The organism is Micromonospora sp. URMC 107 (genome assembly GCF_051386315.1).
Classification (GTDB): Bacteria; Actinomycetota; Actinomycetes; order Mycobacteriales; family Micromonosporaceae; genus Micromonospora.
This window is the reverse complement of sequence record NZ_JBPQTK010000017.1, coordinates 1-18,281: the sequence shown is the minus strand read 5'-3', so window position 1 is coordinate 18,281 and position 18,281 is coordinate 1. Positions and strand designations below refer to the sequence as shown.

Annotated in this window: 19 protein-coding genes; 9 read left to right on the top strand and 10 right to left on the bottom strand. The window is 74.8% G+C overall.

The genetic code is table 11. From position 1 onward, the window contains the following. Positions 1-11 precede the first annotated feature (11 nt). From ACSNN9_RS06300 to ACSNN9_RS06290, 3 genes are all read left to right on the top strand, one after another. Entirely contained in the window at positions 12-407 is a 396-nt protein-coding gene (locus tag ACSNN9_RS06300) for a hypothetical protein (RefSeq protein ID WP_357873104.1), read from the top strand. An 86-nt stretch (positions 408-493) separates the two neighbouring features. Further along, positions 494-1,540, top strand: a complete 1,047-nt coding sequence (gene trpD / locus ACSNN9_RS06295) for an anthranilate phosphoribosyltransferase (RefSeq protein ID WP_436671739.1) — start codon at positions 494-496, stop codon at positions 1,538-1,540. 152 nt (positions 1,541-1,692) lie between these two features. Continuing rightward, complete coding sequence (locus ACSNN9_RS06290; protein ID WP_436671737.1) at positions 1,693-1,896, top strand: hypothetical protein; 204 nt, start codon at positions 1,693-1,695, stop codon at positions 1,894-1,896. A gap of 122 nt (positions 1,897-2,018) precedes the next feature. Here the strand turns inward: ACSNN9_RS06290 and ACSNN9_RS06285 are convergent, their stop codons facing one another. Together ACSNN9_RS06285 and ctaC are read right to left on the bottom strand one after the other, a co-directional pair. Continuing rightward, positions 2,019-2,447: a cytochrome c oxidase subunit 4 gene (locus tag ACSNN9_RS06285; RefSeq protein WP_436671736.1), complete on the bottom strand. Its 429-nt coding sequence runs from the start codon at positions 2,445-2,447 to the stop codon at positions 2,019-2,021. A gap of 10 nt (positions 2,448-2,457) precedes the next feature. After that, the gene (gene ctaC, locus ACSNN9_RS06280; protein ID WP_436671734.1) at positions 2,458-3,429 is read right to left on the bottom strand and encodes an aa3-type cytochrome oxidase subunit II; all 972 of its coding nucleotides are present in this window, start codon (positions 3,427-3,429) and stop codon (positions 2,458-2,460) included. Positions 3,430-3,618: 189 nt separating this feature from the next. On the opposite strand from ctaC, the gene ACSNN9_RS06275 reads away from it, so the two are divergent. Together ACSNN9_RS06275 and ACSNN9_RS06270 are read left to right on the top strand one after the other, a co-directional pair. Then, entirely contained in the window at positions 3,619-4,770 is a 1,152-nt protein-coding gene (locus tag ACSNN9_RS06275; protein ID WP_436671732.1) for a cysteine desulfurase family protein, read from the top strand. Further along, a complete protein-coding gene (locus ACSNN9_RS06270) occupies positions 4,767-5,000 on the top strand; it encodes a sulfurtransferase TusA family protein (RefSeq protein ID WP_436671730.1) in 234 nt (77 codons plus the stop codon). Before ACSNN9_RS06275 ends, ACSNN9_RS06270 begins: the two co-directional genes overlap by 4 nt. Before the next feature lie 62 nt (positions 5,001-5,062). On the opposite strand, the gene ACSNN9_RS06265 is transcribed toward ACSNN9_RS06270, so the two are convergent. The 3 genes from ACSNN9_RS06265 to ACSNN9_RS06255 all read right to left on the bottom strand — a co-directional run bounded on the left by ACSNN9_RS06265 (position 5,063) and on the right by ACSNN9_RS06255 (position 7,880). Then, positions 5,063-6,040, bottom strand: coding sequence for a carbohydrate kinase family protein (locus ACSNN9_RS06265; RefSeq protein ID WP_436671729.1), 978 nt, complete (start codon positions 6,038-6,040; stop codon positions 5,063-5,065). A 169-nt stretch (positions 6,041-6,209) separates the two neighbouring features. Then, a complete protein-coding gene (erpA, locus tag ACSNN9_RS06260) occupies positions 6,210-6,578 on the bottom strand; it encodes an iron-sulfur cluster insertion protein ErpA (protein ID WP_007072244.1) in 369 nt (122 codons plus the stop codon). 162 nt (positions 6,579-6,740) lie between these two features. Beyond that, a complete protein-coding gene (locus ACSNN9_RS06255; protein ID WP_436671727.1) occupies positions 6,741-7,880 on the bottom strand; it encodes a glycerate kinase family protein in 1,140 nt (379 codons plus the stop codon). Positions 7,881-7,948: 68 nt separating this feature from the next. On the opposite strand from ACSNN9_RS06255, the gene nadA reads away from it, so the two are divergent. The 3 genes from nadA (at position 7,949) to ACSNN9_RS06240 (ending at position 11,399) form a co-directional block, all read left to right on the top strand. Further along, complete coding sequence (gene nadA / locus ACSNN9_RS06250; protein WP_436671725.1) at positions 7,949-9,148, top strand: quinolinate synthase NadA; 1,200 nt, start codon at positions 7,949-7,951, stop codon at positions 9,146-9,148. A gap of 135 nt (positions 9,149-9,283) precedes the next feature. Beyond that, positions 9,284-10,717, top strand: a complete 1,434-nt coding sequence (gene murA, locus ACSNN9_RS06245) for a UDP-N-acetylglucosamine 1-carboxyvinyltransferase (RefSeq protein ID WP_357873074.1) — start codon at positions 9,284-9,286, stop codon at positions 10,715-10,717. Between the two features lie 73 nt (positions 10,718-10,790). Beyond that, positions 10,791-11,399, top strand: coding sequence for a DUF3043 domain-containing protein (locus ACSNN9_RS06240; RefSeq protein ID WP_358087406.1), 609 nt, complete (start codon positions 10,791-10,793; stop codon positions 11,397-11,399). A gap of 33 nt (positions 11,400-11,432) precedes the next feature. On the opposite strand, the gene ACSNN9_RS06235 is transcribed toward ACSNN9_RS06240, so the two are convergent. Further along, a complete protein-coding gene (locus ACSNN9_RS06235; RefSeq protein WP_436671723.1) occupies positions 11,433-11,741 on the bottom strand; it encodes an AzlD domain-containing protein in 309 nt (102 codons plus the stop codon). Further along, positions 11,735-12,505, bottom strand: coding sequence for an AzlC family ABC transporter permease (locus tag ACSNN9_RS06230; RefSeq protein WP_436671722.1), 771 nt, complete (start codon positions 12,503-12,505; stop codon positions 11,735-11,737). The genes ACSNN9_RS06235 and ACSNN9_RS06230 overlap by 7 nt, the downstream gene beginning before the upstream one ends. A 66-nt stretch (positions 12,506-12,571) precedes the next feature. Here ACSNN9_RS06230 and ACSNN9_RS06225 point away from each other — a divergent pair, with 66 nt between their 5' ends. Continuing rightward, entirely contained in the window at positions 12,572-13,132 is a 561-nt protein-coding gene (locus ACSNN9_RS06225) for a helix-turn-helix domain-containing protein (protein ID WP_436671720.1), read from the top strand. Between the two features lie 60 nt (positions 13,133-13,192). On the opposite strand, the gene ACSNN9_RS06220 is transcribed toward ACSNN9_RS06225, so the two are convergent. From ACSNN9_RS06220 to ACSNN9_RS06210, 3 genes are read right to left on the bottom strand one after another with little or no spacing between them, the layout of a single operon-like run. Beyond that, a complete protein-coding gene (locus ACSNN9_RS06220) occupies positions 13,193-14,155 on the bottom strand; it encodes an ABC transporter ATP-binding protein (protein WP_436671718.1) in 963 nt (320 codons plus the stop codon). Beyond that, entirely contained in the window at positions 14,152-14,967 is an 816-nt protein-coding gene (locus tag ACSNN9_RS06215; RefSeq protein ID WP_436671716.1) for an ABC transporter permease, read from the bottom strand. The genes ACSNN9_RS06220 and ACSNN9_RS06215 overlap by 4 nt, the downstream gene beginning before the upstream one ends. Next, the gene (locus ACSNN9_RS06210) at positions 14,960-15,811 is read right to left on the bottom strand and encodes an ABC transporter permease (protein ID WP_436671714.1); all 852 of its coding nucleotides are present in this window, start codon (positions 15,809-15,811) and stop codon (positions 14,960-14,962) included. The genes ACSNN9_RS06215 and ACSNN9_RS06210 overlap by 8 nt, the downstream gene beginning before the upstream one ends. Positions 15,812-18,281: the final 2,470 nt, after the last annotated feature.

Here is an 18,281-nt window from a genome sequence, read left to right as displayed (position 1 = left end):
GGAGTGCCGGCATGAGCGATCGTCTTTGCACCGTCCTGCTCTACAGCGACGACCCGGAGGTCCGCGACCGGATGCGGCTCGCCGTCGGACCGCGCCCCGCGCCCGGTCTGCGGATCGAGTTCGTCGAGGCGTCCACCTACGCCGAGTGCGTCCGGCTCGTCGACGACTACGAGATCGACCTGCTGGTGCTCGACGGCGAGGCGAGCCCGGGCGGCGGCATCGGCATCGCCCGGCAGATCAAGGACGACCGGGACGACGCCCCCCCGACCTGCGTGGTGATCGCCCGCGCCGCCGACCGGTGGCTCGCGGCCTACGCCGAGGTCGACGCCACCCTGGTGCACCCGCTCGACCCGGTGACCACCGGCACCACGGTGGCCGAGCTGCTGCGGACGCACGCACCCGCCTGACGTCCCCCGCTCCGGCCGCCACGGCGCCGGGCCGACCGGTGCCGGTTCCATCCCACCCCGCATCTCGCACGCTCGGGAGGCCCGCCATGGGCGATCGGACCTGGCCGCACCTGCTCAACGCGCTGCTGCGCGGCGAGGAACTCGCCACCGCCGACACCGCCTGGGCGATGGGCGAGATCATGGCCGGCTCGGCCGCCCCGGCGCAGATGGCGGGCTTCGTCGTCGCGCTGCGGGCCAAGGGCGAGACCCCGGCCGAGCTGGCCGGCCTCGTGGAGGCGATGCTGGGCCGGGCCGTTGCGGTCGAGCTGCCCGACGAGCTGCGCGCCACCGCCCTCGACGTGGTCGGCACCGGCGGTGACCTCGCGCACACGGTCAACATCTCGACCATGGCCTCGCTGGTGGTGGCCGGCGCCGGTGTCCGCGTGGTCAAGCACGGCAACCGCGCGGCCTCCTCCTCCTGCGGCACCGCCGACGTGCTGGAGTTCCTCGGCGTGCCGCTCGACCTCGGCCCGGAGGGGGTGGCCCGGTGCGTCGCCGAGGTCGGCATCGGCTTCTGCTTCGCGGCCCGGTTCCACCCCGGGATGCGGCACACCGGCCCGGTGCGCCGGGAGCTGGGCGTGCCCACCGTGTTCAACTTCCTCGGCCCGCTGACCAACCCGGCGCGGCCCCGCGCCGCCGCGGTCGGCTGCTTCGACCGCCGGATGGCCTCGGTGGTGGCCGACGTCTTCGCCGCCCGCGGCGACTCGGTGCTGGTGATGCGCGGCGAGGACGGGCTGGACGAGTTCACCACCGCCGCGCCGACGCGCGTCTGGGCGGCCCAGGGCGGCGTCGTCAGGGAGTCGCTGCTGGACGCGGTCGACCTCGGCGTACCCCGGGCCACCCTGGCCGACCTGCGGGGTGGTGACGCCGCCTTCAACGCCGACGTGGTGCGCCGGCTGCTGGCCGGCGAGACCGGCCCGGTGCGCGACGCCGTCCTGGTCAACGCGGCGGCGGCGCTGGCCACGCAGGGCCCGCTCGACGGCGACCTCACCAAGGCGCTGCGGGCCGGGATGGCGCGGGCGGCCGAGTCCGTCGACTCCGGGGCCGCCGCCCGCGTCCTCGACCGCTGGATCGAGGTCGCGCGCGCCCTCTGAGCGCCGGGCGTCGCCGGGTGCCGCCGGAGGTTGTCGGACCCCCGTGGGAAACTACAGCTGAGTAGTTCCCACCATCGTCCTGCGCCGTCGAGCGCGGCAGTCCCGTCGGGCGTGTGCCACACCCCGCGGGACCGGAGCGAGAGGAGACGCCCGTGTCGGAGCGCGAGCTCTACTGCGACACCTGCGAGGGCGTCGAGCCGTTCGAGGCGCCACCGTGCGCCGACGGCCACGGCGCCGACTGCCCCGAACTGGTCTGCACGGGCTGCGGCACGGCCGTGCTCGTCGCCACCGTCACGTTCCACCCGGCGCGCCCGGCCGACCGGCGGCGCCCGCCGGCCCACCGCCGCGCCGCCTGAACCCACCGCCGCGGCGCGGGGGCGTCCGACCCGTACATGAGCCCGTGACGACCGAAGGCCCGCCTCCCGAGGGAGGCGGGCCTTCGCGACGTTCGCGGGTCGCCGTCGGCGCGACCGACGGATCAGTGCTCGGCGGTGCGCCGGGTGCCGCTGTAGTACTCGAACAGCAGGCCGCAGACGGAGAACGTGACCGCCACCATGCCGAGGCCGAGCAGCCAGAACTGCCAGAACGCGAGGCCGAATCCGGCGAGCGCGACGGCCAGCGCCAGGCCGAACGGCCAGTAGCTGCCCGGGCTGAAGAAGCCGATCTCACCCGCGCCGTCGGCGATCTCACCGTCCGGCCGGTCCTCCGGCCGCAGGTCGATCCGGCGGGAGACGAACCAGAAGAAGCCGCCGCACATCGAGCAGAGCAGGAAGCTCAGCAGCAGGGCGACCGTGCCCACCCACTCGACCTGACCGCCGGAGTCGGCGGCGGTCCACCCGCCGTAGAGGGCGGTGGCGAAGAGCAGGAACCCGGCGATGACCAGGAAGATGCGCCACTCGGTCTTCATGCCCGATCCCTCAGCTTCCCGCGCCGGCCGGCGCGTCGTCGGGGTTGAAGTTGGCCTCGGTGCGGCGGGTCTCGAACGGCCTCGTGGTCTTCGCGTACGGGTCCTCGCCGATGGCCGTCAGCGCCTCCTGCGTGGACTTGCCGTCCCGCTTGGCCGCCAGGAACTGCTCGTACTTCTCCGGGGAGACGACCCGCAGCTCGAAGTTCATGAAGGCGTGGTAGCTGCCGCAGAGCTCCGCGCAGCGGCCGACGTAGGCGCCCTCGGCCTCCAGCTTCGAGACCTCGAAGACGTTGCGGATCTTGCCCGGCATGACGTCGCGCTTGAAGAGCAGCTCCGGCACCCAGAACGAGTGGATGACGTCGCGGCTGGTCTCCTCGAACCGGATGGACCGGTCGGTCGGCAGCACCAGGATCGGGATGACCTCGCTGGTGCCGAGCACGGAGGCGACGGTGTTGGCGTCCTGGCCCTGGCCGTCGCGGTAGTTGAACTGCCAGTTCCACTTGAACGCGACCACCTCGACGGTGACGTCGGGGTTCTTGGTCGTCCGCACCACGTCGGTCTGCACGACCGCCGTGTAGTAGAAGAGCACGGAGACGATCAGGATCGGCGCGATGGTGTAGAGGAACTCCATCGGCATGTTGTAACGGGTCTGCACCGGCAGCTCGTTGCCCCGCTTGCGGTAGCGCACGACGCACCAGAAGATCAGGCCCCACACGAAGACGCCGACCGCGAGCGCCGCGATGCACGAGGCGATCCACAGGTCGTACATCCGGTGCGACTCGGGGGTGATGCCACCCTGCGGCCAGCCGAAGCCGCCGAACGCCGCGCCGACGTCGCAGCCCGTGAGCAGGACCAGCAGCGCCGCTCCGCCGAGACCGAGCCCGGCGATCCGACCGGCACCACGTCCCCGGCGCCCACCGGCTCCTGGGGAAGCGCTGTGCCGTACGGCCGACGGCCGTACCTCCGAACTCCTTGCGACCACCTGGTCCTGCCTCCCTAGCGCGCCGCGGTGTCTCGTCCCTGCCCTCCGCCTGCGGAGCGACAGCACCAGCGGCAAAGGCGTCACCGACGGTCGCAGATTACTCGACCATGACGGGCTGGACCGTGTTGGGGTCGCTGTCGGCCCCCATCGGGGGGATCTTGGGCATACCGGCGCGATACGTTGGCGTGCGTGAGCGCATCCCCGGTCTACCTGGACGCGGCGACCGCCGCGCCGCTGCACCCGGTCGCCCGGCAGGCGCTGCTGGCCGCCCTCGACGACGGCTGGGCCGACCCCGGCCGGCTCTACGCGCAGGCACGCCGCGCCCGCCAACTCCTCGACGCCGCCCGCGAGGCCTGCGCGCAGACGCTCGGCGTCCGCGCCGACGAACTCTCCTTCACCCCCAGCGGTACGACGGCCGCGCATTCCGCCGTGCTGGGCGGCCTGGCCGGCCGGCGGCGGGTCGGTGCCGCCCTGGTGCACTCCGCGATCGAGCACTCGGCGGTGCTGCACGCCGCCGAGCAGCACGTCGCCGCGGGCGGCACGGCCACGTCCGTACCGGTGGACCGGCTGGGCCGGCTCGACCTGGACGGTTGGGCGGCGGCGGTCCGGGCGCCGGGGGTGGCGCTGGCCGCGCTGATCGCCGCCAGCCACGAGGTCGGCACGCTACAGCCGGTGACCGGGGCGGCGCGGGAGTGTGTCGAGGCCGGGGTGCCGCTGTACGTGGACGCCGCCCAGGTGGTGGGCCGGGCTCCGGTGCCGGCGGGCTGGTCGGTGCTGACCGCCAGCGCGCACAAGTGGGGCGGGCCGCCCGGGGTGGGGTTGCTGGTCGTGCGCAAGGGCACCCGCTGGGAGTCGCCCTGGCCGGCCGACGACCGGGAGGCGGGGCGTACGCCGGGAACGCTCAACCTGCCGGCGGTGGTGGCGGCGGCGGCGAGCCTGCGCGCGGCGGCGGCCGACGCCACCGCCGAGGCGGCCCGGCTGGCGCCGCTGGTGGCCCGGATCCGGGCCCGGGTGGCGGCGGAGGTGCCCGACGTGGAGGTGGTGGGTGATCCCGACCACCGCCTGCCGCACCTGGTGACCTTCTCCTGCCTCTACGTCGACGGCGAGGCCCTGCTGCACGCGCTCGACCGGCGCGGGTTCGCCGTCTCCTCGGGCTCCTCGTGCACGTCGTCGACGCTGCGGCCGTCGCACGTGCTGGAGGCGATGGGAGTGCTCTCGCACGGCAACGTACGGGTCTCGCTGCACCGGGAGACGACGGAGGCCGACGTCGAGAGGTTCCTCACCGAGTTGCCCGGCATCGTGGCGGACCTGCGCGCCGAGGCCGGGGTGGTGGGGCTGTGACGGCGCCGGCGGAGATCCTCGACTGCCGGGGGCAGCGCTGCCCGCTGCCGGTGATCGCGGTGGCCCGGCGGCTGCCCGAGCTGCCCGTCGGCACGGTGGTGCGGGTGCTCGCCGACGACCCGGCCGCGGCGGTGGACATCCCGGCCTGGTGCCGGATGCGCGGCCAGGAGTTCCTCGGCACTGTCACGGGCCCCGACGGCCCCGCCTTCGACGTCCGCCGCCACCACTGAACCGGGCGCCGGGGGTCCCGCCCACTCCCCCGGCAGCCCGGCGAACGCGACCAGCGGCGGTGTTACGGCACGAGGTGCGGGCGGACGTCCTCGGCGGCCACGTCGCCGTACGACTCGGCCAGGCGCTTGACGAACAGGTCGCGACGGACCTCGTACTCCTGCGTGCCGACGGTCTCCAGCACCAGCGTGGCGAGCAGGGAGCCGACCTGGGCGGCCCGCTCCAGCCCGAGCCCCCAGGAGAGCGCGGTGAAGAAGCCGGCCCGGAACCCGTCGCCGACGCCCGTCGGGTCGACCGCCCGGGTCTCCCGCGCGATCGGCACGTGGATCGGGTCGAAGTCCCGCCCGGCGATCTCCACGCCGTGCTTGCCCAGCGTCGTGACCCGGACCTTGACCCGATCGAGCAGCTGCGCGTCGGTCAGCCCGGCCTTGCTCTGCAGCAGCGACTTCTCGTAGTCGTTGGTCATCAGGTACTCGGCGCCCTCGATCAGCGCGACGACGTCCTCGCCCTCCATGCGGGCGAGCTGCTGGGACGGGTCGGCGGCGAACGGGTAGCCCCGGTCCCGGCACTCGGCGGAGTGCCGCAGCATCGCCTCCGGGTCGTTCGCGCCCACCAGGACCAGGTCCAGCCCGTCGAGGCGGCGGGCCACCGGCGCCAGCTCGATGTTGCGGGCCTCGCTCATCGCCCCGGCGTAGAACGAGGCGATCTGGCACATGTCGGTGTCCGTGGTGCAGACGAAACGGGCGGTGTGTGCCACCTCGCTGACGTGCACCGAGTCGCAGTCGACGCCGTGGCGCTCGAGCCAGGAGCGGTAGTCGGCGAAGTCCGCGCCGACCGCGCCGACCAGGACCGGGCGCATGCCGAGCTGTCCCATGCCGAAGGCGATGTTGGCCGCCACCCCGCCGCGGCGCAGCACCAGGTCGTCCACCAGGAAGGAGAGCGAGACCTTGTGCAGCTGGTCGGCGAGGAGCTGGTCGGCGAAGCGACCGGGGAAGCTCATCAGATGGTCGGTGGCGATCGAGCCGGTCACGGCGATCTTCATGTCAACCTCGGGGTCGGGAGCAGGGCGCCGGTCAGCCTACCGGCCCGGCCCTCTCAGGATGACCTGTCGGTCGGCCCCAAATCATCTTCCCGACAGCGCATCCCCGAGCGCGGAACGACGGCGGGGCCGCCCCGGAGGACGGCCCCGCCGTGGTCAGCGGAGGTCTGGCTCAGCTGAACGAGTCGCCGCAGGCGCAGGAGTTGCCCGCGTTGGGGTTGTCGATGGTGAAGCCCTGGGCGTCGATCCGGTCGGCGAAGTCGATGGTGGCGCCGGTCAGGTAGGGGGCGCTCATCCGGTCGACGACGACCTCGACACCGTCGTAGTCGGTGACGACGTCACCGTCGAGCGACCGCTCGTCGAAGAAGAGCTGGTACCGCAGGCCGGAGCAGCCACCCGGCTGCACGGCGACCCGGAGCCGCAGGTCGTCGCGGCCCTCCTGCTCGATCAGGGCCTTGACCTTCTGCGCCGCGACGTCGGTGAGGACGACGGACGTGGGGGCCTTGGCCTCGGTCGACTCGGTCTGCGCTGGCGTGGTCACGTGAAATCTCCCTGCGCGGTTGGGTCCGGACGCACTGGCCAACATCTCGTGTCGCCCAGCCATTCCCGGTGTGGTCCAGATCCGATGGTACGCCGCCGCGGCCGGTCCCACCCGTTCGGCGTGACCTGGGCCGCCGCCCAGCGCGGGGTGCGCGGGGGCGGGTCAGCGGCTCCACTGCCGGGCCAGCCGGGTGCCGAGCGCCCGCAGCCCCTCGGCCGGGCGCTCCATCGCGGCGGCCAGCCCGCCGTGTTCCTCGCCCCCGAAGTGCTCCACCAGGCTGTAGGCGTCGGTCACCCCGGCCGCCCCGGCCTCCCGCCGGCCGGTGCTCACCTGGCCGGCGAGCACCACGCAGGGCACGCCCCGGTCCCGGGCGGCGCCGGCGACCCCGGCCACCACCTTGCCGCGCAGCGACTGGTGGTCGAACGAGCCCTCCCCCGTGATCACCAGGTCGACCTCGTCGAGCGTGTCGTCCAGCCCGATCGCCCGGGTCACCAGGCCGATGCCGGACTCGCAGTGCCCGCCCAGCGCCAGGACGGCCGCGCCCAGCCCGCCGGCCGCGCCGCCGCCGGGCAGCGCGCCCAGCCGTTCCGGGCAGCCGGGCAGGTCCCGCTCCAGCACGGCGGCGAAGCGCTCCAGCGCGGTGTCGAGCAGCAGCACGTCGGCCCGGTCGGCGCCCTTCTGCGGGCCGAACACGTTGCTGGCGCCGTGCAGCCCGAGCAGCGGGTTGTCCACGTCGGTGGCGGCCACCAGGCGGGCGTCGCGCAGCCGGGGCGCGCCGTCGAGGGCGTCCACCGCGCCGAGCGCGCCGCCGCCGTACGGCAGCGCCTGGCCGGCGGCGTCCAGCGGGGTCACGCCGAGCGCGGTGAGCATGCCCGCGCCGCCGTCGTTGGTGCCGGAGCCGCCCAGCCCGATCACCACCGTCCGGGCGCCGGCCTCCACGGCGGCGGCGACCAGCACTCCCAGCCCGTACGAGGAGGTGACCTTCGGGTCCCGCTCGGCGCGGTCGAGCAGGTGCAGCCCGCACGCCTGGGCGCTCTCCAGCCAGGCGGTCGCCCCGCCGTCGGTGAGCAGGATCTCACCGGTCGCCGGGCGGCCGAGCGGGTCGACGGTCGGCACCGGGACCCGGCGCCCGCCGAGGGCGTCGGCGAGGACGTCGAGGAAGCCCGGCCCACCGTCTGACAGGGGCCGGACGAGCAGGTCGTCGCCGGGCGCGACCTCCCGCCAGCCGGTGGCCACGGCATCGGCGACCTGCGGGGCCGGCAGGGTGCCGGCGAACTTGTCCGGACAGAGCAGCACGCGCATGCCGAGCAGTGTGGCAGCACACACCGGTGCGGGCTGCGGTGCGGCCGCACTGTGGGACCATGGGGCACGTGACTTCGACCTGGGTGGAACCCTCCAACACCGCGACGGCACTGCTGCTGCTCGGCCGGGGCAGCGACCCCGCCACGGAGCGCGGCGTCGAGTGTCCTGGCGACCTGCCGGCGCCCAGCGACCCGGACCTGGTGGCCCGGGCGACGGCGGCGAAGGCGGAACTGGGCAGCAAGGTCTTCGTGCTGGGGCACCACTACCAGCGCGACGAGGTGATCCAGTTCGCCGACGTGACCGGCGACTCGTTCAAGCTGGCCCGCGAGGCGGCGGCCCGGCCCGACGCGGAGTACATCGTCTTCTGCGGTGTGCACTTCATGGCCGAGAGCGCCGACATCCTCACCTCGGACGCGCAGAAGGTCATCCTGCCCGACCTGGCCGCCGGCTGCTCGATGGCGGACATGGCGGTGCTGTCGCAGGTCGAGACCGCCTGGGACGTGCTCACCGAGCTGGGCATCGCGGCGGAGACCGTCCCGGTGACGTACATGAACTCCTCGGCGGACATCAAGGGCTTCGTCGGTCGCAACGGCGGCGTGGTCTGCACCTCGTCGAACGCGAAGCGGGCGCTGGAGTGGGCGTACCAGCAGGGGTCGAAGGTCTTCTTCTTCCCCGACCAGCACCTGGGCCGCAACACGGCGGTGCTGGAGATGGGCTTCTCGCTCGACGACTGCGTGCTCTACGACCCGCACAAGCCGAACGGCGGGCTCACCCCGGAGCAACTGCGCGACGCGCGGATGATCCTGTGGCGCGGGCACTGCTCGGTGCACGGCCGCTTCACCCTCGACAGCGTCAACGACGTGCGGGAGCGGGTGCCGGGGGTGAACGTGCTGGTCCACCCCGAGTGCCGGCACGAGGTGGTTACCGCCGCCGACTTCGTCGGTTCTACGGAATACATCATCAAGGCCATCGAGGCGGCCCCGGCCGGCTCGGCCTGGGCGGTCGGCACCGAGCTGAACCTGGTCCGCCGGCTCGCGCTGGCCCACCCGGACAAGCAGATCATGTTCCTGGACAAGGCCGTGTGCTACTGCTCGACCATGAACCGGATCGACCTGCCCCACCTCGTCTGGGCGTTGGAGGAGCTGGTGGCCGGTCGCCTGGTCAACCAGATCACCGTCGACCCGGACACCGCGCACCACGCCCGGGTGGCGCTGGACCAGATGCTCGCGCTGCCCGGGGCCGACACCCCGCCGCCGGCAGCGAGCTGATCACACTCCGTAGTGACTCTGGCACAGAATAGGGTCGGATCACCGATTAGTACCCTCAGGGGCGATGTGCCCGGGTCCATGATCGTCACCGAGGGCTATGCTGCCGGTGCGACAACTCACGCGGGCCGTTTCGACATGGCCGCATCCCGGGTAGCGATGACCATCGTGAGCCCGACCATCAACACGGCAGCACCTGACGCGCTGGAGGTTGCGTTGACCGACGACGTCCTGGTCGTACACGGAGGTACTCCGCTCGAAGGGCGGATCCGCGTGCGCGGCGCGAAGAACCTGGTTTCGAAGGCGATGGTCGCCGCGCTGCTGGGTGACAGCCCGAGCCGACTGTTCGACGTGCCGAAGATCCGCGACGTCGAGGTGGTCCGTGGCCTGCTCGGCCTGCACGGGGTCAAGGTCACCGACGGCGAGGAGGACGGCGAGCTCGTCTTCGACCCGGCGAACGTGGAGAGCGCCAGCACGGACCAGATCAACGTGCACGCGGGCTCCAGCCGGATCCCGATCCTGTTCTGCGGGCCGCTGCTGCACCGCCTCGGCCACGCGTTCATCCCCGACCTGGGCGGCTGCCACATCGGGCCGCGCCCGATCGACTTCCACCTCCAGGCGCTGCGGGAGTTCGGTGCGACGGTCGAGAAGACCCCGGAGGGGCTGCACCTGTCGGCGCCGAACGGGCTGCACGGCACCAAGTTCGCCCTGCCGTACCCGAGCGTCGGCGCGACCGAGCAGGTGCTGCTGACGGCCGTCATGGCCGAGGGCGTCACCGAGCTGCGCAACGCGGCGGTGGAGCCGGAGATCATCGACCTGATCTGCATCCTGCAGAAGATGGGCGCGATCATCAAGGTGCACACCGACCGGGTGATCGAGATCCAGGGTGTGCCGAAGCTGCACGGCTACACGCACCGGCCGATCCCGGACCGGATCGAGGCGGCGAGCTGGGCGGCGGCGGCGCTGGCCACCCGTGGCCACGTCGAGGTGCTCGGCGCGCAGCAGGCCGACATGATGACCTTCCTGAACATCTTCCGCTCCGTCGGCGGCGAGTACGAGGTCACCGACGCCCGGCCGCCGAAGCTGGGCGACCCGGGCCAGGAGGGCGGGATCCGGTTCTGGCACCCGGGCGGCGAGCTGCGGTCGGTGGCCCTGGAGACCGACGTGCACCCGGGCTTCATGACCGACTGGCAGCAGCCCCTGGTGGTGGCGCTGACCCAGGCCCGGGGCCTGTCGATCGTCCACGAGACCGTCTACGAGCAGCGGCTGGGCTACACCGAGGCGCTCAACTCGATGGGCGCCAACATCCAGGTCTACCGGGACTGCCTGGGCGGCACCCCGTGCCGCTTCGGCCGGCGCAACTTCAAGCACTCCGCGGTGATCGCGGGGCCGAGCAAGCTGCACGCCGCCGACCTGGTCATCCCCGACCTGCGGGCCGGTTTCAGCCACCTGATCGCCGCGCTGGCCGCGGAGGGTACCTCCCGGGTCTACGGCGTGGACCTGATCAACCGGGGCTACGAGGACTTCGAGGCGAAGCTGGCCGACCTGGGCGCGCACGTCGAGCGTCCGTAACGTCGACCACTCCCGTCCGCGCCCGGTGCACCGCGATGTGCACCGGGCGCCGTCGTTTGGCTACCCTTTCCGCGTGCCGTCGCTGTTTCGCCGCAAGTCCTCCGACCTCGTCGACGAGGCCGTCACTCCGGTGACCCCCGACGAGGAGTCCACGCCCGCCCAGCCCCGGGGCTACACCCCGAGCAAGAAGGAGCTGGGCAAGGCCACCCCGAAGCGGCCGACGGCCGGTCGCCGGCCGGCCGCGGCCAGCAAGCCGTTGACCAAGGAGGAGCAGCGGGAGCGCAAGCGCCAGCTGCGCGCCGAGGCGGCGGCGGAGTTCCGCCGCGAGGGCGGCCCCCGCGACCGCGGCCCGGAGCGGCTGCTGGCCCGCAACGTGGTCGACTCCCGGCGTACGGTCGGCACCTGGTTCTTCGGTGGGGCGCTGATCGTGCTGATCGGCTCGAACGCCGCGATGCCCCCGGTCGTCCGCCTGGTCTCCAACATCCTCTGGGGCGCGCTCGCCCTGGGCGTGGTGGTCGACTCGGTCCTGATCTCGCGCAAGATCCGCAAGCTGGTGCGGGAGCGTTTCCCGAACACCGGGCAGCGGATGGGCTCGCTCTACCTCTACGCGATCATGCGGTCGATCACGTTCCGCCGGATGCGCGCCCCCGAGCCCCAGGTGAACATCGGCGACCCGGTCTGAACCCGTCGCCGTCGACGGGACCAGCCTTCCGGTCTACGGCACCCCGAGCACACGGAGCAGGGCGGTCGTGGCGGCGGCGGCGAGCACCACCAGCACGAACGGCACCCGCCGCCAGGCCAGCAGGACGCCGACCAGCACCCCGGCCGGCCGGGCCCAGCCGGCGAACCGGCCGGCCTCGGTCAGCGCCGCCGTGGCCCCGAGCGCCGCCAGCAGGGCGGCGGCGCCGACCGGCAGCAGCCGCCGGGCCCACTCCGGCAGGTCGAGCCGGTCGCGCAGCAGCACCCCGGCGACCCGGAAGCCGTACGTCCCGGCGGCCAGCGCCACGATCACCGCGATCAGCACGGCCCCTCCCCCGCCCGGCCGGCCGGCACGGACCCGGGCCGCGGCGACGTCGCGCCCGCCGCGGGGGCCGGCTCCCCGCCGCGTCGCCTGTCGCGGCGCGCCGCCGTCACGGCCAGCACGGCCGGGCCGGCGAGCGCCAGCAGCACCGGCAGCCCGGCGGGCAGCAGCGGGGTGGCCAGCACCGCCAGCGCGGCGCCGGCCAGCGCCGCCCGACGGGTGTCCCGGTCGCGCAGGGTCGGCAGCAGGAGCGCGACGAGTCCGGCCGGGAAGGCCGCGTCCAGGCCGAACGCGGCCGGGTCGCCGACCACTCCGCCGGCCAGCACGCCGAGCACCGTGCCCGCGTTCCAGGCCACGAAGAGCAGGGTGCCGGCGAGCCAGAACGCCCGCCTCCGCGCGGCCCCGGCGGGCCGGGCCAGCGCGAAGGCGGCCGTCTCGTCGGTGAGCAGATGGCTGCCGAGCAGCCGGTGCCGCAGCGGGCGGCCGACGCTGTCGCCCAGCGCCAGCCCGAAGGGCAGGTGCCGGGCGTTGAGCAGCAGGCCGGCGAGGACCGCGGCCAGCGGGCTGCCGGCGGCCACCAGCCCGACCGCCATGAACTGGGCGCCGCCGGCGTACACGAGCACGGACATGACCACGGCCGCCCAGCCCGGCAGGCCCGCGGCCACGGCCACCGCGCCGAACGAGGCGCCGACCGCGACCATCGCGGCCCCCAGGGCGGCGACGTCGCGGAGGGCCGCGCGCGTAACCGTTCGCTGTATCGTACGCATCGCCCACCATGATGAACGCAACGTCGCCCGTTCGTCAAAGCGAACAAAAACGATGATGGAGTGAACATGTCGGCCGAACCGGCTCCCCCGCTGGCCACCATCGCCGCCGCGCTGCGCCGCGAGCGCGACCGGGTCGGCATCTCGCTCACCGAGCTGGCCCGCCGGGCCGGCATCGCCAAGTCCACCCTCTCCCAGCTGGAATCCGGCGTCGGCAACCCGAGCGTCGAGACGCTCTGGGCGCTCGGGGTGGCGCTCGGGGTGCCCTTCAGCCGGCTGGTCGAGCCGCCGACGGCCACCATCCGGGTGGTCCGGGCCGGCGACGGTCCCCGGATCCGCTCGGAACACGCCGACTTCACCGGCACCCTGCTGGCCGCCGGCTCCGCCCACGCCCGGCGCGACATCTACCTGATCGAGCTGGAGCCGGGCGCGGTACGCACGGCCGACCCGCACACCCCGCGCAGCGTCGAGCACGTCGTGGTGGGCGGGGGGCGGCTACGCGTGGGGCCGGGATCGGACCTGGTGGAGCTGGGCCCGGGCGACTACGCGACGTTTCCCGGCGACATGCCGCACCGCTACGAGGCGCTGGCCCCGGGCACCTTCGCCATGCTGGTGATGGAGCACCCCTGATCCCCGCCCGCGCCAGCCGTGCCCGACGGCGGACGGAGGCGGCGCGGACGGCGGCCGGGGTCAGCGGCTGCGGTAGAGCCGGGCCACCACGTCCTCGATGTCCGGCTCGACGATCGAGACGTCTCGCAGCGCGCCCAGCGCGGCCAGGGCCGCCACCACGTCGGCCACCCCCGCCGACTCCAGCGCGAAGACCAGCCGGTGCCCGTCGGCCTCCTGCCGGTGCAGCGGCGCGCCGGGCAGCACCGGCGGCGCGGGCAGCGGGGCGTCCAGGTCGGCGACGAGCAGGCGGCGCGACCCGTACCGCTCGTGCAGCGCGGCGATCGACCCGTCGTGCACCACTCGCCCGTGGTCGACCACCACCAGGCGCCGGCAGAGCCGCTCGATGTCGGCCAGGTCGTGCGTGGTGAGCACCAGCGTCGTGTCCCCGGCGCGGCCCAGCTCGCCGAGGAAGCCGCGGACCGCCTGCTTGCTGACCACGTCGAGGCCGATGGTGGGCTCGTCGAGGAAGAGCACCTCGGGGCCGTGCAGCAGGGCGGCGGTCAGCTCGCCGCGCATGCGTTGCCCGAGGGAGAGCTGCCGGACGGGGGTGTCCAGGAAGGGATCCAGGTCGAGCAGGATCCGGCAGCGGCGCAGCCGGGCGGCGTGCGCGTCGGCCGGCACCCGGTAGACGTGCCGCAGCAGCGCGAACGAGTCCCGCAGCGGCAGGTCCCACCAGAGCTGCGAGCGCTGGCCGAAGACCACGCCGACGCGCAGCGCGAGTCGGGTCCGCTGGGCCACCGGGCGCAGCCCGCACACGCGTACCTCGCCGGCCGAGGGCGTCAGCACGCCGGTGAACATCTTGAGCGTCGTCGACTTGCCGGCACCGTTGGGCCCGATGTAGCCGAGCATCTCGCCGCGGGGCACCCGCAGGTCGATCCCGTCGACGGCGGTGACCCGCCGCTTCTCCCGCCGCAGCCGGCCGGCCCGCACCCGGACGGTGAACTCCTTGCGCAGCCCGTCGGCCACGATCACGTCGTCGCTCATGACCCCGTACTCCGGTAGTGGCGGATCCCGGTGCGCCAGGCCGCCGCCGCCCCGGCGGCCGCGACCAGCGCGACGGCCGGCGCGGCCCAGCCGGCCCACGCCGGCAGGCCGAGCGGGTCGGCGCGGCCGAGCAGCGTCAGCGCCGGGTGGTAACTGACGAAGGCGAAGCCCAGGCCGTACGCGAACAGCGCGCGGAACCAGCTACCGAAGACGGTGACCGGGTACGAGGTGAAGTCCCGGCCGCCGTAGGTGACCGAGTTGGCCAGTTGGCCGGAGTCGACCCACCAGAACGAGACGGTGGCGGTGGCCACGAAGACCGACCCGAAGAAGACCACGCCGGCCAGTGGGGCGAGGACCACCAGCAGCGCCCGCGCCGGGGTCCACTCGACACCGGCCGAGCCGACGGCGACGACCAGCACGGCTAGCCCGAAGACCACGCGCGACACCTTGCGCAGCGGCAGGTCCATCAGCAGCAGCTGGGGCAGGGCGCCGAGCGGGCGGACCAGCACGGCGTCGAAGAGCCCGGTGCGCACGTACCCGGGCAGCCGCTCGATGTTGCCCACCAGCAGGTCGGCGACGGCGAAGGCGCAGGCCGAGAGGCCGACGATCACCAGCGTCTCGCGCAGCGTGAAGCCGCCCAGCTCCCGGGTGACCCCGAAGATCACCAGCACGGTGAGCACGTCGAGGACGGTGGACCCGACGTTGCCGACCAGGTCGATCGCGAACGAGGTCCGGTACGCCGTCTGCGCCCGGGCCTGCGCGCCGAGCAGCGCCCGGTACGCCGCCAGCGCCCCGCCCGACGCGTCAGCCACCCTGCACCACCAGGCGGCGCTCGGCGCGGCGCTGCACCAGCCGGCAGGCGGCCAGGATCAGCGCCGCCCAGGCGAGCTGGAGGCCGACCAGCCCGATCTGGACACCGGTCGGGTCGCGCTCGACCAGCACGTCGAGCGGGGTCTGCAACAGGCTCGGGAAGGGGGTGCCCAGCCACAGGACGAGCTGGAGCCACTCCGGCAGGAAGCGTAGCGGGAAGTTGAGCCCGGCGAGCACGCCCGAGGCGAGGGTCCAGAGGATCAACGGCCCCCGGACGTCCTGCAACCAGTACGCGGTCGCGTTGACCAGGAACCGGCAGCCGAAGCAGAGGACCACGGCGGCGACGACGGAGACCACGAAGATCGGCAGGGTGGACCAGCGGCGGGGCACGTGGACCTCGAAGAAGAGCGGCCCGACCAGCACCGGCGGCAGGAACCGGACCAGCGCGGCGTGGCCGGCTCGGCCCAGGTCGGCGGCGAGATGGCTGGTCACGGGGTGCACGGGCCGGAGCAGGTCGCTGGCGACGTCGCCGGTGCGGATCCGGTCGGCCAGCTCGGTCCAGCCCCAGAGGAGGACGACCGCCAGCAGGCCCTGGCCCACCCAGACGAAGGTGGCGAGCTGCCCCCGGTCGTACCCGCCCACCGTGCCGGCCGCGCCGGCCACCGCGAGCAGGACGTAGCACCGCAGGAAGCCGAAGACCGTGTTGGTCACGACGCCCGCCACGGACGCCTGCCGGTACGTGGCGTAACGTCGAAAGCCTGATCCGGTTATAGCCTTAAATGTCCGGAACCATAGGATAACGTTTGGGGCGGTGGGCGGTGCCACAGTGGCGGTGACCGAGCCCACGCCGCTACCCTCCATCCGCAGCCAAGCCGTACCGGAGGGGGCGACTCTACCGGCACGTGGAGCGCCCAGCGCGACAATTTTGCAACGAGGTGACATCGCCGTGAGCGAGCGGACGCGGGCCGGGCACCGGGGCGCCGCCGTGAGCGGACGGACGCCAGCCGGGCACCCGGGCGCGCGCACGCGCGGACGGCACCCCGCGGGCGTCGCGCCTACCCTCCGTGGCGATGGGTCGACCGGATGAGCCGCTACGCCGACCACTGGCACGACTCCGCCGAGCCGGCCTGGATGATCGAGCCGACCACCGAGTGGCACCCGCAGTTCCCGGGCCAGCGCTACGCGGGCGACAACGGCGTCGGACACGCGCCGCCCGCGCCCCGCAGCCGCTCGGCCGTCGGCCGGGCCGAGGTGCCCCCGCTCGCGCCGACCCGGCCGGACGGGACCTACATCGGCCGGTCGTGGGACGACCTGCCCGACGGGCGGCCCGGTTGGCAGGACGCCTGGAACGGCCGGCCGGACGGCCCCGACCCGCGACGGCACGGCGACGAGTCGTACCGCCACCCGCCGGCCGATCCGCGCCGGCAGGACGACCGACAGTGGCCGCCCCGGCAGGAGCCGCCACACCGCAACGACCGGGGCGGATTCGACGCCCCCGGCCGGCCCGTCGACTCCCCCCGACAGCGCGACCACGCCGGGCCCGACCGCTACGACACCCGCACGCCCCGGTACGAGCCGGCCGGGCGGGACCGCCCCGTCTCCCCCGCCGGCAGGTCGGAGCCGGGCTGGCTCCCGGAGCCCGACGAGGACGCGCCGCCCCGCCGCTCGCCCGCGTACGAGCACCCGAACGCCGGCTACGACCATCGACCGGACCCGGGCCACGACCCCCGGGCCGAGCGCGGCCACGACCGTCCCGCAGCGTCCGAACCGGACCGCCGGACCGAGCGCGGCCACGACCGTTTGGCGACGTCCGGACCCGACCGTCGACCGGAATCCGTGGACGACCGCCAGGCGGGCGGGGACGGGCGCCGGCCCCGCTACCAGTACGGCGCCCCGGCCCCGGAGCCCCGCCCCTCCGACGGGCAGCGGGAGCGCCCCTCCGACGGCCACTGGGAACGCCCCTCGGGTGCCCAGTGGGAGCGTTCGTCCGCCCCGAAGTGGGAGCGCTCCGCCGACCCGCGGTGGGAGCGTGGGCCCGGCGACCAGCAGCGGGAGCGCGGGCCCGGTGACCCGCAGTGGGAGCGTGGCCCCGGCGGGCGGGGCCGCGAGCCCGGCGTACCCGCCGACGGCTGGCCGCGCCCCGAGCGGGCCCCCGCCGGGCAGCAGCCGCGCCCCGACGGGCAACGGCGGCAGCCGGAGCCGGACGAGCACCGGCGGGCGCACGAGGCGGCGCGTGCCGAGACGTACCCCGAGCGGGGTCCGCACGGGACCGCCCGGCCGGACGCCCATCGGGAGGCCGAGGCGTACCGAGGAGGGCACCCGCGGCAGGACGGCGGCCTGCCCTGGCCACCGCCCGGCCCCGTGCGGCCCGGTCCCGACCGGGACGCGGCGCGACGCGCCGGGATCCACCCCGAGCACCGGCGACCGGACGACCGCCCCCGCCCCGAAGACGCCGCGATTCCGCCGCTCCCGCCCGGGTACGACCACCGGCGGCCCTCCCCGACCTACGGTGCCCCGACCTCCGGGCCGGCGGCCCCCGGACCGGCGGGCTTCCGGACCCCGGCCGGGGACGTCCCGGTCCCGGGCCGACCCGTCTCCCCCGCGCCGGCCCGCGACCTGCCGGGTGCCGACCGGCCCGACCCGACCGCGCCGGTACACGGCCGGCCGGTGTCGCCAGCCGGTCCCCCGGCCGTGCCTGTCTCGCCCGCCGGCCCGCTCACCGGACCCGTGTCACCCGCCGGCCCCCTCGCCGGTCGGACGCCGCCGGCGGGCCCCGTCCCGGCCCCGGTGTCGCCGGCGGGCCCCGTCCCGGCCCCGGTGTCGCCGGCAGGTCCCGTCCCGACCCCGATCTCACCGGCAGGGCCGGCGGCCAACCGCCCGGTGTCGCCAGCGGGCCCGGCAGACCAGGTGGCCGGCCGGCCGATGCCACCGGCGGACCCGGTCGTCGGCCGCCCGATCCCGCCAGCCGGCCCGGCAGACCAGGCGGTCGGCCGCCCCATGTCGGCTCCCGAGCGCACGGCCGCCCCGGCGCATCCGGGCACCGGCCACCCGGTGTCGAGCGCGAGCCCGGCCGCCGCCCGCCCGGCGGGCCCGGTGGCTGGTGCACCGGTGTCGCCTGCGGGCCCCCCAGCCGGGCGGCCGGGATCACCGGGGCCGGGCACCGACCGGCCTGGCTCCCCCGCCCCTGTCACGGGTCGCCCTGGCGTGCCGAACCCGGTCCCGCCAGCTCCCGTTTCCGGCGTACTCGCACCCCCGCCGGGACCGGTCCAGGAACCACCGGCCACCAGCCCCCGACCTGCCCCCGGGGAGCCGTTCC

Coding starts and splice junctions, on each gene's coding strand:
- ACSNN9_RS06300 (WP_357873104.1), top strand. CDS start 12: ATGAGCGATCGTCTTTGCACCGTCCTGCTCTACAGCGACGACCCGGAG.
- trpD (WP_436671739.1), top strand. CDS start 494: ATGGGCGATCGGACCTGGCCGCACCTGCTCAACGCGCTGCTGCGCGGC.
- ACSNN9_RS06285 (WP_436671736.1), bottom strand. CDS start 2,447: ATGAAGACCGAGTGGCGCATCTTCCTGGTCATCGCCGGGTTCCTGCTC.
- ACSNN9_RS06265 (WP_436671729.1), bottom strand. CDS start 6,040: ATGAAGATCGCCGTGACCGGCTCGATCGCCACCGACCATCTGATGAGC.
- ACSNN9_RS06255 (WP_436671727.1), bottom strand. CDS start 7,880: ATGCGCGTGCTGCTCTGTCCGGACAAGTTCGCCGGCACCCTGCCGGCC.
- murA (WP_357873074.1), top strand. CDS start 9,284: ATGGCCGCATCCCGGGTAGCGATGACCATCGTGAGCCCGACCATCAAC.
- ACSNN9_RS06230 (WP_436671722.1), bottom strand. CDS start 12,505: ATGCGTACGATACAGCGAACGGTTACGCGCGCGGCCCTCCGCGACGTC.
- ACSNN9_RS06225 (WP_436671720.1), top strand. CDS start 12,572: ATGTCGGCCGAACCGGCTCCCCCGCTGGCCACCATCGCCGCCGCGCTG.
- ACSNN9_RS06220 (WP_436671718.1), bottom strand. CDS start 14,155: ATGAGCGACGACGTGATCGTGGCCGACGGGCTGCGCAAGGAGTTCACC.